Source organism: Anaerolineae bacterium (genome assembly GCA_016931895.1).
In the GTDB taxonomy this organism is placed as follows: Bacteria; Chloroflexota; Anaerolineae; order 4572-78; family J111; genus JAFGNV01.
The window spans coordinates 1-13,535 of record JAFGDY010000254.1; the positions used below are offsets into that span (position 1 = coordinate 1).

Here is a 13,535-nt window from a genome sequence, read left to right on the forward strand (position 1 = left end):
TCTATGGGGTTGTCTCGTTTATCTCTGCTGATGTCGCTCCTTTAGGTATATGAATTTTGACCAAATTTGGATCTACTGAGTCTGTTTTTCTCCGGCTATGGACGAGAAACACTTCCCCCCGCTCGAACCAAACCCACAAAAGACAGACCATCCCCCTCCCGTTGAAACGTCTGCACTTCTTGAAAACCGGCCTTTTTCCACACCCGCAGCGCGCGTTGGTTGAACTCAGCCACGGTCACGCGAAACATGGGCGGGGCGTAGGTGCGGAAGGCATCATCCCTTTCTGACGGCATATTTTATAAACCATCCGCTTGGCGATTTTGGCCTTTTCGCGTACACTTTTAACATACTCTATCCCAAAAATCAAATCCCCCGGGAGAACGGAAATTGACCACCAGCATTGTTGTTTTAGAGGGCGATCAAACCGGCCAGGAATTAATGGCCGAAGCGCTACGGGTGCTGGATCCGGCGGTAACGGGCCTGGCCTGCGACTTTATCAAATTTAACTTGAGTCTGGCCAACCGGCGCCAAACGCAAAATCAAGTGGTGCTGGAAGCGGCCGAGGCCATGAAACAAACCGGCCTGGGCCTGAAGGCCGCCACCATTACCCCGGAAGGCGCGGGCGACGTGGGCAGCCCCAACGCTATTTTACGTGATGCCGTCAACGGCACGGTCATTGTGCGCACGGGCCGGCGTATTCCCGGCGTGCGGCCCCTGGCCGGGGCTTACGCGCCCATTGCCGTGGTGCGCATGGCCGTGGGCGATGCCTATGGCGCAAAAGAACACCGGGAAGGCACAGGGCTGGATGAAGTGGCCTTCCGCACCGAACGCATTACCCGGCGTCACTGCCGGGCCGTGGCCGAGTTTGCGTTTCGACACGCCGAAAAAATGGGGGTTAAGGTGTTTGGCGGCCCCAAATATACCGTCAGCCCGGTTTACGAGGGCCTGCTCAAAGAAGAGATGGATGCCGCCGCCAAACGTTACCCCTCTGTCCGCTACGAACCGCAGTTGATTGACGCTACCTACGCTCTGCTCATGACCAATGCCGGCGATGGCATGGTCATCCCCTCCTTGAACCGCGACGGCGATTGCCTGAGCGACCTGGTGCTGCAAATGTTTGGCTCCATCGGCGGTTCCGAATCGCTCCTGATTTCTTTTGATGAGGCGTGGCATCACCATGTAGTCATGGCCGAAGCGCCGCATGGCACAGCGCCCGCCCTGGAAGGTAAAAATCTGGCCAATCCCATGGCCATGATCCTGGCCGGAGCGGCCCTGTTTCGATATATGGAAACGCCTCAAGCCACCCAGGTTTCCCGCGCCATCTACGAGGCGGTGTTTGAAGCGGTTTACGATGGCATTCGCACCACGGACCTGGGCGGCACCAGCGCCACCACCGAGTTTACCGATGAGGTGATCCGGCGGGTCAAATCAAAATTGGAGGTGTGGCAAACCCTGGGGGGGTGACCGTGAACGATGAAACCTTTTTAGAAACACGTTCTCAGGGCCGGGAGGGAAGGTTTAGTCAAAGCGCTGCCGGTTCAACGCCGCACTGATTTGTTGAATAAAACTTTTGTCCTATCATGGGCAGGGCTAATCACTGGTATGATGGAAACAGGTTAAGATGCTGCTGTATATTCACTTCGGCAATCAGGCAAAGTCCGCCAGGCGCTTGCGTTTTATGGCAAATTTATTAGCGGTTTTGGGGCACTAACCCTAAAAATGACCCACTTGATCCCTATCATTCCATTGGCGGCAGTCAGCCTTATTTATCTACTGATCGCCGGTATCACCGCCGCCCGAAAAGGCTTTCGTGAGCCTACGATCCGCTTGCTGCTCATCTTCCTGGTTGTTTCGGCCGGAGGAGAATTGCTGCATACCCTCTGGCAACTGGCCGATTTATTTACGCCGCTCCCGGGCGTTTTACGCCTGATCCCCATTCAGGTGGTTTTGGTGCTGGCCTTTCTCTATTTCCACCTCAGCCGGGTCTTTTTACGTCATCAGGAAACGGATTGGTGGCGACCGGGCATTGTGCTGGTGATCATTGAATTACTCCTGCAAGGCGTTTTACTGCTGATTTTGCTCCCCATTCTCCGGCTGGGTCAAGAGAATGTGCGGTACCAACAGCTAGGCCTGAGTATTTTGATCATTGGCTGGGCCATTTTCATTGGGGGAGTAACGCTGCTGACTCTGCGTTCGTACCAACAAGCCCAAACCCCATGGCATCGGAATCGTATCAAATATTGGCTCCTGGGTTTATGTTTGGTGGTTCTGGCCGATGGGCTGCTTTTTGCCGACCATCAGATATTGAGCAGCGGCCTCCGGCTGGCGGCCACCCTGATCATTGTTTACGCGGCGCTGGCTTATCGCCTGCTTGATGTTAGCCAGATGATGCGCTATACCCTCAGTTATCTGATGATCACCTTCTTGACCATCATTTTGTACCTGGTTGGTTTTGTCTCTGCGCAATATGTTTTTCAAGAAATTTTGGTGTTAGATTACGGCCCCCTGGCCCCCACCCTTACCACCGCCCTCATCCTGGCCATTCTCTTTAACCCGCTGCTGCAATTGGTCCAACGTTTGGTAGACCGGCTCATTTTGGGCCGTAGCTACGACCCCAACCTGTTGATGCGAGAATACAGCGCCAGCATTAGCAACATTCTCAGTTTAGACCGCCTGGCCGTGGTTATTTTGCGCCTTATCCGGCGCGCAATGGATATCCAGCATGCCGCGCTCTTTTTGGTGCGTCGCCAAAAAAACGAGTTAGAACAAGATTATTTTCAGTTACAGGCCGTCAAACGGCACGGTAAAAAAAAGACCACGTTTGTTCCCTCTAATACTTTGCCCGCCGATAGTGTGGTGGCCACTTATCTATCCCAGGAACGCCGGCCCCTCACCCAGTATGATCTGGATATGCTGCCCCGTTTCAAAAAAGTGCCGCTGGCCGAACGCGGCTGGTTGACCAGTCTTAAAATGGAGGTGTTTGTGCCCATCCACGCCAAAGATGAGTGGATTGGCCTGCTGGCGCTTGGCCCAAAAACCTCGGCCAAACCCTATTTTGATAGCGACCTGACCCTATTAAGCACCCTGGCCGACCAGACGGCCGTAGCCCTGCAAAACGCGCGTTTGGTTCAGGATTTGGTCAAACTCAATCAAGACCTCAAACAGACCTACCAGGATTTGGATTGGGCTAGCCACCAGTTAAAAGAACTCGACAATCTGAAATCGGCCTTTATTGGCGTTATTACCCACGAGTTACGCAGCCCTTTTGCCAATATAGACTTTTCCTTACAACTCCTGCAGCGATACGGCCTGGACCAACTTGGCCCAAACCAACGGGAACAATTGGCCCAACTCACTTCCGGCGTCAGCGCGGTTAAACAAATGATTGACAATCTGATCAACTTTGCCGCCTTCCTGAGCAAACGCGGCGAAATGCATGCGGTGGAAGTGGATCTATTTACCATCATTACGGTGGCTGTTTCGCTTAATGAAGCAACTGCGGCTAAAAAACAGATCAAGCTTCATCCCAACATCCCCCCGGATTTACCGCCCGTATCCGGCGATCCAGAACGGCTAACCGATGCCCTCCACCAACTCATTAACAATGCCGTTAAATTCACTCCCGCCGGTGGGCAAGTTTGGATCCGCTGCCGGCCCACGCCTGAAATGATGCGCTTTGAGGTGCAAGATACCGGCGTGGGCGTGCCCGCCGACAAACTACCTCTCTTATGGGAAGGCTTTGCCCAAATGTCTGACCCCTTACTACGGGGCGTGGAAGGGCTAGGGTTGGGCTTAGCTCTGGTGCAATACGTGGCCCGCGCCCATCACGGCGACGTATTTGCCCAAAGTAAGGAAGGTGAGGGAAGTACTTTTGGTTTCCAAATACCGTTGGCCGGGCAAGAACAATAAAAAAACCGCCAGCAGATATGCTATGACGGGTTTCAGGAATAAGTATCAATAGCCCCAAATTGGGACAGTGAGGTAGGTCAAACTTTTTTAGTTTGACCCGCGCACACTAAAAGTGGGCGCTACATGTTCCAGAGGTGACAGTCACTTTGGAAGTGACTGTCACCTCTGGAACATGCGTAAGTTCTATACTTTAAATAACCCTTAAATCCGGGCCAACTGGGGCCGGAATTTGTAACCGTAAATAATCAGCCCCTCTTCGCCGTAGCTCCGCAGTTTGCGCGTGACCATTTCCACCGGCATGCCAATCTCAACCTCACTGTTAGCCACGTCGGTCAATTGCGCCGTAATCAGGGGGCCTTCGGCCAGTTTGACCAGGGCTACGGTGTAGGGCGCGCTCTCCTCATAGCCTTCGGGCGGGTTGTGGACGGTGGTGTAAGAGTAAACCTCGCCCTTGCCACTGAAACGAAAAGGAGGCTGCGTCGCCTCCTCCGCGCAGTGGGGACAAACATCGCGCGGCGGAAATATTTTGCCGTTACAATGGGGGCACACCTCGCCCACCAACTGATAACGCTGCGCTTTTAAACGCCAATGTCGAGCAATTTCTGTGGTACTCATTTGTAAAAACCTCCAATTAAGTTTTACCTTTCACGTTTTACAAGTCTGCTCTCTCAAAAATATGGGTTACGATGGTGGCGCCACTGCCGCCGATATTTTGGGTCATGCCTAAACGGGCATTGGCTACTTGATTAGCCCCGGCCTCGCCGCGCAATTGTTGAACAGCCTCCACAATCTGATAAAGGCCCGTGGCCCCCACCGGATGGCCGCGCGCTTTCAGCCCGCCCCGGGTGGTGATGGGGATTTTCCCCTCAAGGCTAATTTCGCCGTCGCCGGTCAGCCACGTGCCCTTCCCCCGTTCGGCGAAACCGGCGGCTTCCAGGCTCAAGGCCGACATAATGGTAAAAGCGTCGTGCAATTCAAAAAAATCAATGTCTTGAGGGCCAACGCCTGCCTGGCGATAGGCGTGTTTGGCCGAATCTTCGGCAGCCTGGAGCCAGAGCGGATCGCGCCGGTCGTGGATGCTCAGGCTGTCGGTGGCCAGGGCGCTGGCCTTGATCCGAACAGCATTGTCGGTAAATTCACGGGCCTGCTCGGCGGGGCAAAGAATGGCCGCCGCCGCGCCGTCGGCCATGGGGCTGGCGTCCAGCAGGCCAATGGGGTCGGCCACCATCCCGGAGCGAATAAAGGCTTCTTTGCTGATGGGGCGCCGGAACATAGCGTTGGGATTGCCGGCCCCGTTAGCATGCGCGTTCACCGAAAAACCGGCAAAATCCTCGTGCGTCACCCGATACTCGTGCATATAGCGCCGCATAATTAAGGCGTTCAGGGCCACAAAACTTACCCCGTGAATGGCCTCATAATCGGCATCGGCGGCAGAGGCCAGGCCGGCGGTCAATTTACTGCCCACGTCGTCGGTCATTTTTTCAACGCCCAGGGCAATGACAATATTTTGCAAGCCACTGGCCACGCCAATGTAAGCCTGCCGAAAAGCCGCCGCCGCGCTGGCGCAGGCCGCTTCCACCTTGATGGCCTCGATCCCGCGCAAACCGGCAAAGTCGGCAATCAACGCCCCCAGGTGAGCCTGTCCCGAAATTTCGCCGGAGAGCATGTTACCCACGTAAATGGCGTCGGCTCGCTCAATACCGGCGTCCCGTTTGGCCGCAACCAAAGCGTCAAAGGCCAGATGGCGCAGGCTTTTGTCCCAATGTTCCCCAACGGGCGTTTGGCCAATGCCAATGATGGATACGTCTCGCAAGGGTTACTCCTAATGTTTTGGGGTAGAGGCAGGACAATGTGCTGTCTCTACTACCCAACAAAATTTAAATTTTGTTTTTCTGAATTTTTATAATTTCTATTTTCTAATTTTTAATGCATTTGCAGCTTTTTCCGGTAACGCACGTAAGTGGCGTAATCAATCTCCGTCCGGCGCTTAACGTAATCCTGGGTGGTTGGCGCTAAACGCTGCTTGCCGGTGATGGTTTCGGTGGCCTGGATGGAGAAGGCATCACTGCCCGCGCCGGAGCCAAAGGAAATACACAGGATTTTGTCATCGGGTTTGGCTACATCCAGAATGGCCGTTAAACCCAACAGGCTGGCCCCGGCATAAGTGTTGCCCACCACGGGCGATAACAGGCCCGTCACCCATTGCTCCTGGACAAAGCCTAGCATTTTGGCGGCCCGTTCCGGAAATTTTTTGTTGGGCTGGTGCAGCACCACGTAATCATAATCTTTGGCCGTGTAGCCCAACTCGGCCATCAAAGCCTGGCCCGCGGCAGTAACGTGATGAAAATAAGCCGGTTCGCCCGTAAAACGCTGGCCGTGGCTGGGGTAGTGGGTCATGGGCCGCCGCCAAAAATCGGGCGTATCGGTTACGTAAGAAAGGCTGGCCTCAATAACAGCCAGGCTCTCTGCCGCCGGGCCAATAAGGTAAGCGGCTCCCCCGGCCGCGGCGGTATATTCCAGGGCGTCGCCGGGCCGCCCCTGGGCGGTATCGGCCCCAATGCCCAGGGCATAATGGGCCATGCCCGCCCCCACCAGGCCAACGGCCGCCTGCAAAGTTTCGGTGCCCGCTTTGCAGGCAAACTGCCAATCTGCCGCTTGAGTATAGGGCGTAATACCCAATGCTTCGGCAATAATGGTGCTGGTTGGTTTTACCGCGTAAGGGTGGCTCTCGCTGCCTACCCATACCGCCCCAATTTCTTGGGGGTCAATTTGGGCCCGGGCCAGGGCGTTGCGAGCCGCTTCCAAGCCAATGGTCATGGTGTCTTCGTCAAATCCCGGCACGGCCTTTTCGGTAACAGGCCCTCCGCCCTGCCCGTCACTCCACACCCGGCTTACTTCTGTAGCGGGCAAACGGTATCTGGGAATGTAACTGCCATATCCCACAATGCCGGTCGCGTTGTTTGGTTTCATTAAAGGCATAGTTTGCTCTGATCAGTAAGTTGCGTATTGCGTATTTTTTACTCTTGACTCTCTGCCAACAGTTCTCTCGCCCTGGTCTCATTGATTTTGCCTTCGGCCACTAATTGGCTGGCGATTTTCTGCACCTGCGTTCCTTGCGCCCCGGCAGCCAGGGCCACTTGCCGGGCGTGCAGGCGCATGTGGCCGCGCTGAATACCTTCGGTAGCCAAAGCCCAGATGGCGGCCAGGTTTTGGGCCAGGCCCACGGCCACCATGATTTCGGCCAGCGCGGCGGCGTTGGGTTGCCCCAAAATTTTCAGCGCCACGCGGGCGATGGGATGGGCTTTGGTGGCCCCGCCAACCGTGCCCACAGCCATCGGCATTTCTAAAACGCCGCGCAAATGAGCCGGTTTCTGGCCCGGCGCAGCAGTTACCAACGACCACTCGGTCAAACTGGTGGGCCGGCCGTTGCGGGCGGCGTAGGTGTGCGCGCCGGCCTCTATGGCCCGCCAGTCATTGCCGGTAGCCAGGGCCACGGCATCAATGCCGTTCATTACCCCCTTGTTGTGGGTGGCCGCCCGGTAGGGGTCGGCGGCGGCAAAGGCCCAGGCTTCAAAAATAGCCTGGGCTACTTCAGCTCCGGGCAGGCCGGCCCGGGCCAACTGTTCAACCGGAATGAGGCATTCGGCGCGGGCGGTGCGCCGGTCGGCCAGGTTAGAGAGAATGCGCAAATTCACCCGCCCGCCGGTAATCTGTTCGATGTGCGGCGCAAGCGTTTCGGCGGCGGTGTTGACCATGTTGGCCCCCATCGCGTCCCGGCAGTCGTACAGCAGATGAATGATTAACATCGGGCCGGCCGGCGTATCGGGCAGAGGGCGGTACTCAAGGCCCCTGGCCCCGCCGCCCAATTTCTGGATGATGGGATCGGATTGGCCGGCTACGGCCAACAGGTCGGTTTCGGCGGCTTTTAATTTGGCCACCGCTTCATCCAGGTCTGTTAAATCCAAAACCTGAATTTGACCGATCATCACCGGCTCGGTGCTGCCGGTTTGAAAACCCCCGCCGGCCCGCACAACTTTGGCCGCGTAACTGGCCCCGGCCACCACGCTGGGTTCCTCAACCACCATCGGCACCAGCACCTCGCGCTGATTGATCAGAAAATTGGTGGCAATGCCCAGGGGCAAAACATACCGGCCAACCACATTTTCAATCATCACCTCGGCCTGTTCCGCAGAGAGGCCGGCCTGCAACACGGCCAAATCTTCTTCAGTTAAACCGGCATATTCGGCTAACTTCTGGCGACGTTCGGCCTGGTCCAGTTTGTAGAAACCGGCCAGAGATCCGGCTTTGGTCACTTTTTGTCTCCTGCTTTGCGCCCGTAAAATATAAAAAATTCCTCAAAGAGAGATGCTCCTCCTTTTGAGGTTTGTTATATTTTAGCACAGGGTGACTCTCAAAAACTATCAAATTGTCAGAAAAACTGATTTTATAGTTGTTCAGATAACGTTTTTGGGTAGAGACAGGAGGACAATGTCCTGCCTCTACCCGGCAAAAATTCAAAATCTTTTTCTGAATAGCTATAGCGTCGGCCCGGCCAATAGGACGTTTTAGCTAGGACTCTTTGCCCTCTTGTCAGGCAATAACGCAGGTGATACAATTTTGGTATAAGGGCTAAGGATTAACGGCCCCATTACAACCGGCTCTTATTCCTGCTATTTGCCAAATACTTTCAAAGAAACCCAGCTTGGCCAATCAAATAAATTGGTCCACTCTTTAAAAAGTGGTTAAAAAAACGCCTGATGATAAGTTTCTACGATTTAAAAAGCCGCCGGGGAGATTATTCGGTGTTTGTGAAAAAGATTGAACGCGGATTAACGCCAAAAGACATCATTGATAGTAGCGTCCAATCCCCCGAAGTGCAAGTGGCTCGATTGGAAATGATGCTGGAAGTTAGCCGGGCCTTTCACTCCACCCTTGACCTGAATACACTGTTACGTTCCATTATAGAAGTGGCCACCCAGTTAATAGACACCGAGGCCGCTTCTATTTTGTTGTTGAACAAAAAAGAGGGTGAGTTTTTCTTTGAAATGACCACTAACGAGCAGAGCGAACCGGTTTTTTTGCCTTTTGAAGGCAGCGTGGCCGGCTGGATAGTGAAAAACGGCGAGGCCCTGGTAGTTGATAAACTTCAAGAAGAGGGGCATCACTTTGGTGAAACCGATAAACTAAGTTTTGCGGCACAATCAGTGTTAGGGGTGCCGCTGATAGTCAATGAAAAAATTATTGGCGTGATTGAAGTGTTCAATTATCAGAATAACGGTGGCTTTACCGGCGACGATATTCATACCCTGAGCACGCTGGCCATCCAAGCTGCGGCGGCCATTGAAAATATCCGTTTTTTTGAGCAAAGAGACCGGCTGGATTGGGTGTTCAACGAGTTACGCTTGCCAATGTCTTCAATCATCGGTTCCAGCCAGGTGATGCTGGCCAACCCCAATATTAACAAACAGGATTTACGTTCTGGCCTGGAGCGGATTAACCGTGAGGCCGTGCGTTTATCCCAAATGATCAATGATTTTCTTGAACTGACCAAAATAGAAACAGGGCGGATCCGGCTGGATAAACAAATGATTGATCTGCACGCCTTAACCCAAGAGGTGATTGATCTATTTTATCCCCAGGCCCTGGAAAAGAAAATTACCCTTTCCTTAAATGCCAAACGGCCCGCTCCCCCTATCCCCGCCGACGCCGGTCGTTTGAAAAAGGTTATTGTCAACCTAATTGATAACGCCATAAAATACAATCACGAAGGGGGAGCTGTAGAAGTTAAATTTACGTGTAACCAGGTGCGGGCGCAATTATCCGTTCAAGATACAGGCAAGGGCATAACGCCCAAAGAGTTAGGCGTGGTGTTTGACAAATTTTACCGGGGGCCAGATGAGGAGCAAGCCACGCGCGGGGTTGGTTTGGGTTTAACCCTGGCCAAAAAAATCATCGAGGCCCATGACGGCGATATTTGGGTGCAAAGTGAAGTAGGCGCCGGCAGCAAGTTTACCTTTAGCCTGCCCCTGGTGGAGAACGGCGAAACATAACCCCGAGTCGGTTTACCATCTGTAAGTGTCGAACTCAATCGCAAAGCCAAAATCATCAATAAGTATCCCCCCTGATTCATCAACCTGATTAACCTGTGCTATAATTGGGCCAATGAAAACGCACCTTGGGCCAAAAAAATGCACATTGGGTTGAACGCCCACTTACTCTCCTTGAGTCAAAACTATCGTGGGGCCGGGATAAGCTGGTACATCTTTAATCTGCTCAAAAATCTGGCCCGCGTATCGCCGGATTTTTTTTCGTACAGCGCCTTTTTAAGCGACCCCTCTTTTGCGGAATCATCGCTCACCCTCCACCGGAGCAAACTGCCCACTCACCGTCCGGCCATGCGGATTTTGTGGGAACAATTCATCCAGCCCATCGCCCTGCGCCGGGCCGGGGTTGATCTGCTCCACGCGCTGGCTTTTGTGGCTCCGGTGGCCACGCCCTGCCCTTTTGTGGTCACTATCTACGATCTTAGTTTTTGGCGTTACCCCCAGGCCTTCCGGCCTTTGCCGCGCCAATACCTGACCCACTTTACCGCTCATTCCGTTAAACAAGCTAAAGCCGTACTTTGCATTTCTGAAAGCACGCGGCAAGACGTTATCACTTTTTTGTCCGTATCACCGGAAAAAGTGCATACTATTTATTGTGGCGTAGACGAGCAATTTCGGCCCCTGCCCCCGGGCCAGGTGTCGGCCTTTAAAACGGCCCATCATTTGCCCGATATTTTTGTTTTATATTTGGGCACGCTGGAGCCGCGTAAAAATGTTGACGGCCTGCTTCGGGCCTACGCCCATTGGAAAGAGCGGCAGCCCGATGTTCCCCCTCTGATTGTGGCTGGCGGCAAAGGGTGGTACTATCAAAAAATATTTGAGCTGGTTGAGGCCCTCAACCTGACGGATTCTGTACGCTTTCCCGGCTATATTCCGCCACAGGAGCTATGTTTGTGGTATAATGCAGCCACCTTGTTTGTTTACCCTTCTCATTTTGAGGGGTTTGGCCTGCCGGTGCTGGAGGCAATGGCCTGCGGCACGCCCGTTATTACCAGCACCGTTTCCTCGCTGCCGGAAGTGGCCGGCAACCAGGGAGCCGCGCGGCTGGTCAACCCAACCGATTATAAAGCCCTGGCCGAAACAATGGCCGAGGTGGCGGCCAACGCCGATGCCCGCGCTTCAATGTCGGAGCGCGGCATGGCCCGGGCGGCCCAATTTAAGTGGGAACAGACAGCCACAGAGACTGTCGCGATTTATCAAAAAGTGCTGGCCCTATGAAACGCCTGGAGATTCTCTTTACTGACCAAAAAGCGGCCACAACTGTTTGGATATTGATTGATATTCTGTTGATCAATATCGCCTGCATCCTGGCCTACTGGATCCGGTACGACCTGCAACTCTTTCGGGCCGTGGACCCGGCCTTTGACGTGCCCTACCGGGTTTACCTGCCTTTTGTGGCCATTTTTACGCTGCTATTGGTTTGGGTGTATCGCCAGCATGGAATTTACCGGCTGCGCCATCAAATCTCGTGGTTTGACGAATTTTACGCCATTGTCAACGGCACCACCACCGGCATTGTCATTATTATTGTTTTTATTTTCATCTACCAGCCCACCTTTTACTCCCGGGCTATTTTTATTTATGCCGGTTGCCTGGCCATGGCCATTTTGAGCTTGAGCCGATTGCTCAAGGTAATGCTGCTGCGGCAGATGCGTCGGCAGGGGGTGGGGGTCAAACAGGTTTTGATTATTGGCGCGGGCGAGATTGCCCGAACCGTGATGCGGGCCATTGTGGCCAACCGGGATTTGGGGTTTAACATCATCGGTTTTTTAGATGACCATCCTACCAGGGGCGAAACCGATATTGGCCGGTTCAAGGCCCTGGGCGGCGTTGACAAATTGGCCGACATTCTGTCAAGCTGGCCGGTTGAAGAGGTGATCATTACCCTGCCCTGGCAATATCATCGCAAAATTTTAAGCATTATGGCCCAATGCGAACGCAAAAACGTGCGCGTGCGCATTGTGCCCGATTTATTCCAGATCACGCTCAACCACATGCAAGTGGATGAAATTGCCGGCGTGCCCATGATTGGCATCAAAGAGGTGGGCATCAGCGGCCTCAGCCAGTTTCTCAAACGGATGATTGATATGGTCTTTTCGGCGTTGGTTTTGGTAATTAGCGCGCCCTTGATGGCCCTGATTGCGCTGATGATTAAAATGGACTCGCCGGGGCCGGTCTTTTTTTCGCAAGAGCGGGTGGGCAAAATGGGGCAGCGGTTTACGCTTTATAAATTCCGCTCGATGGTGGAGAATGCCGAAGAACAGCGCCAGGCCCTGGAAGCGTTAAACGAGGCTGACGGGCCGCTGTTTAAAATCAAACAAGACCCCCGCGCCACCCGGCTGGGCCGGCAACTTCGCCGGTTGAGCCTGGATGAACTGCCCCAATTTTACAACGTTCTGTGCGGCGAGATGAGTTTGATTGGCCCCCGCCCGGCCATTCCGGCCGAGGTGGAGCAATACCAGGAGTGGCAAAAACGCCGGCTGGAGGTGTCGCCGGGCATCACCGGCATGTGGCAAGTCAGCGGCCGTTCCGATTTAACCTTTGACGAGATGGCCCTGCTAGACATCTATTATATTGAAAACTGGTCGCCGGCCCTGGACGCCAAAATTTTTCTGCAAACAATTCCCCGGGTGATTTTTGGCAACGGGGCATATTAACTAAATTTCCGCTTCTTCTTCCGGCGCAGGCAGCGCCGTTCCCACTTCCTCCGCCGCAGGCAACCGGCGCCCGCGCAAACGATTCATCTCTTGCTTCACGCGATTTAGTTCTCGCTGCATAAAATCAATATTAAGCGTTAACTCCAGCGGCGCATGGGGGCCTGCGGCCAAACGCTGCTCCTCTAATGTTCGCAACTTTTGTTGCCAGTCAAGCGCCTGCTTACCCAGCGAATCCAGGGCCAATTCCACGGCCGAGGAGATTTCAGGAATATCCGGCGCGGGCCGGTCGGCCAAATCGGGAATGTCCATATTCAGGGCGTGGTTGATTTCATACAAAAGCATATTGCAACGTTGGTATAGGTCGCCCAAATTGGTCAGGCGCCGCTGTTGGCGCATGTTGGCCGTTCCCAGAACAACAAAAGCGCCTACAACCAGCAGCATGCCCAGCGTACTGATTAAACAGCCCAGGCTGTTGATAATTATGTCTTCTAAAATAATCGAATTAATGCCCAACCCAAACAGGGCCAGGATAACGCCAAAAACAACAATCACCGAAATACGGGGGATGATGTTTTTTTGCGAATGTTCGGCGGCCAATGCCTCGGTTATGGCCCGGGGGACCCTTTTGTCAAAGCCCTGTTTGTTCAGGAGCGCCTGGGCTTCAAGGCGCAGTTGGTTGAATTGTTCGTTGTGGGGCTGGCTCTGTTCATTGGCCGGCAGGGGCGCCACTTCATTTTGGAAAGCCAGCACAGAAACGCGCAGTCGCTGCAATTGTTCCAGTGATTCCGGGCTATAGTCAGATGGAGATGATTGGGTCATAAGAAAAAATCCTTTAACATTTAGGTTAATTAGAAAGGCAAGGTTG

11 protein-coding genes are annotated in these 13,535 nt (G+C 53.9%); 5 read left to right on the forward strand and 6 right to left on the reverse strand.

Features of this window, described 5'->3' with window-relative positions; translation table 11 throughout:
* Window positions 1-95 precede the first annotated feature (95 nt).
* Window positions 96-293 carry a hypothetical protein gene (locus tag JW953_19460; GenBank protein MBN1994883.1) on the reverse strand — a complete coding sequence of 66 codons (198 nt, stop codon included), beginning with the start codon at window positions 291-293 and terminating at the stop codon, window positions 96-98.
* Between the two features lie 94 nt (window positions 294-387).
* Here JW953_19460 and JW953_19465 point away from each other — a divergent pair, with 94 nt between their 5' ends.
* On the forward strand, window positions 388-1,464 hold the full coding sequence (locus JW953_19465) for an isocitrate dehydrogenase (GenBank protein MBN1994884.1): 1,077 nt from the start codon (window positions 388-390) through the stop codon (window positions 1,462-1,464).
* A gap of 255 nt (window positions 1,465-1,719) precedes the next feature.
* Window positions 1,720-3,909, forward strand: coding sequence for a GAF domain-containing sensor histidine kinase (locus tag JW953_19470; GenBank protein ID MBN1994885.1), 2,190 nt, complete (start codon window positions 1,720-1,722; stop codon window positions 3,907-3,909).
* A 201-nt stretch (window positions 3,910-4,110) separates the two neighbouring features.
* Here the strand turns inward: JW953_19470 and JW953_19475 are convergent, their stop codons facing one another.
* The 4 genes from JW953_19475 to JW953_19490 all read right to left on the reverse strand — a co-directional run bounded on the left by JW953_19475 (window position 4,111) and on the right by JW953_19490 (window position 8,222).
* Window positions 4,111-4,524, reverse strand: a complete 414-nt coding sequence (locus JW953_19475; protein ID MBN1994886.1) for a Zn-ribbon domain-containing OB-fold protein — start codon at window positions 4,522-4,524, stop codon at window positions 4,111-4,113.
* A 37-nt stretch (window positions 4,525-4,561) separates the two neighbouring features.
* The gene (locus JW953_19480) at window positions 4,562-5,722 is read right to left on the reverse strand and encodes a thiolase domain-containing protein (GenBank protein MBN1994887.1); all 1,161 of its coding nucleotides are present in this window, start codon (window positions 5,720-5,722) and stop codon (window positions 4,562-4,564) included.
* 110 nt (window positions 5,723-5,832) lie between these two features.
* Window positions 5,833-6,888, reverse strand: a complete 1,056-nt coding sequence (locus JW953_19485) for a hydroxymethylglutaryl-CoA synthase (protein ID MBN1994888.1) — start codon at window positions 6,886-6,888, stop codon at window positions 5,833-5,835.
* Between the two features lie 38 nt (window positions 6,889-6,926).
* The gene (locus tag JW953_19490; protein MBN1994889.1) at window positions 6,927-8,222 is read right to left on the reverse strand and encodes a hydroxymethylglutaryl-CoA reductase, degradative; all 1,296 of its coding nucleotides are present in this window, start codon (window positions 8,220-8,222) and stop codon (window positions 6,927-6,929) included.
* Between the two features lie 495 nt (window positions 8,223-8,717).
* Between JW953_19490 and JW953_19495 the strand changes: the two genes are divergently transcribed.
* The 3 genes from JW953_19495 to JW953_19505 all read left to right on the forward strand — a co-directional run bounded on the left by JW953_19495 (window position 8,718) and on the right by JW953_19505 (window position 12,670).
* On the forward strand, window positions 8,718-9,959 hold the full coding sequence (locus tag JW953_19495) for a GAF domain-containing sensor histidine kinase (protein MBN1994890.1): 1,242 nt from the start codon (window positions 8,718-8,720) through the stop codon (window positions 9,957-9,959).
* A 138-nt stretch (window positions 9,960-10,097) separates the two neighbouring features.
* Window positions 10,098-11,231, forward strand: a complete 1,134-nt coding sequence (locus JW953_19500; protein MBN1994891.1) for a glycosyltransferase family 4 protein — start codon at window positions 10,098-10,100, stop codon at window positions 11,229-11,231.
* Complete coding sequence (locus tag JW953_19505; GenBank protein MBN1994892.1) at window positions 11,228-12,670, forward strand: undecaprenyl-phosphate glucose phosphotransferase; 1,443 nt, start codon at window positions 11,228-11,230, stop codon at window positions 12,668-12,670. The genes JW953_19500 and JW953_19505 overlap by 4 nt, the downstream gene beginning before the upstream one ends.
* On the opposite strand, the gene JW953_19510 is transcribed toward JW953_19505, so the two are convergent.
* Window positions 12,671-13,489 (reverse strand): hypothetical protein, encoded by an 819-nt coding sequence (locus JW953_19510; GenBank protein MBN1994893.1) that lies wholly within the window; start codon window positions 13,487-13,489, stop codon window positions 12,671-12,673.
* Window positions 13,490-13,535 lie beyond the last annotated feature (46 nt).

Bases quoted from the DNA above. Each gene is read 5' to 3' on its own strand.
- JW953_19475 (MBN1994886.1), bottom strand. From the start codon at position 4,524: ATGAGTACCACAGAAATTGCTCGACATTGGCGTTTAAAAGCGCAGCGT.
- JW953_19510 (MBN1994893.1), bottom strand. From the start codon at position 13,489: ATGACCCAATCATCTCCATCTGACTATAGCCCGGAATCACTGGAACAA.
- JW953_19460 (MBN1994883.1), bottom strand. From the start codon at position 293: ATGCCGTCAGAAAGGGATGATGCCTTCCGCACCTACGCCCCGCCCATG.
- JW953_19505 (MBN1994892.1), top strand. From the start codon at position 11,228: ATGAAACGCCTGGAGATTCTCTTTACTGACCAAAAAGCGGCCACAACT.
- JW953_19470 (MBN1994885.1), top strand. From the start codon at position 1,720: ATGACCCACTTGATCCCTATCATTCCATTGGCGGCAGTCAGCCTTATT.
- JW953_19500 (MBN1994891.1), top strand. From the start codon at position 10,098: ATGCACATTGGGTTGAACGCCCACTTACTCTCCTTGAGTCAAAACTAT.
- JW953_19485 (MBN1994888.1), bottom strand. From the start codon at position 6,888: ATGCCTTTAATGAAACCAAACAACGCGACCGGCATTGTGGGATATGGC.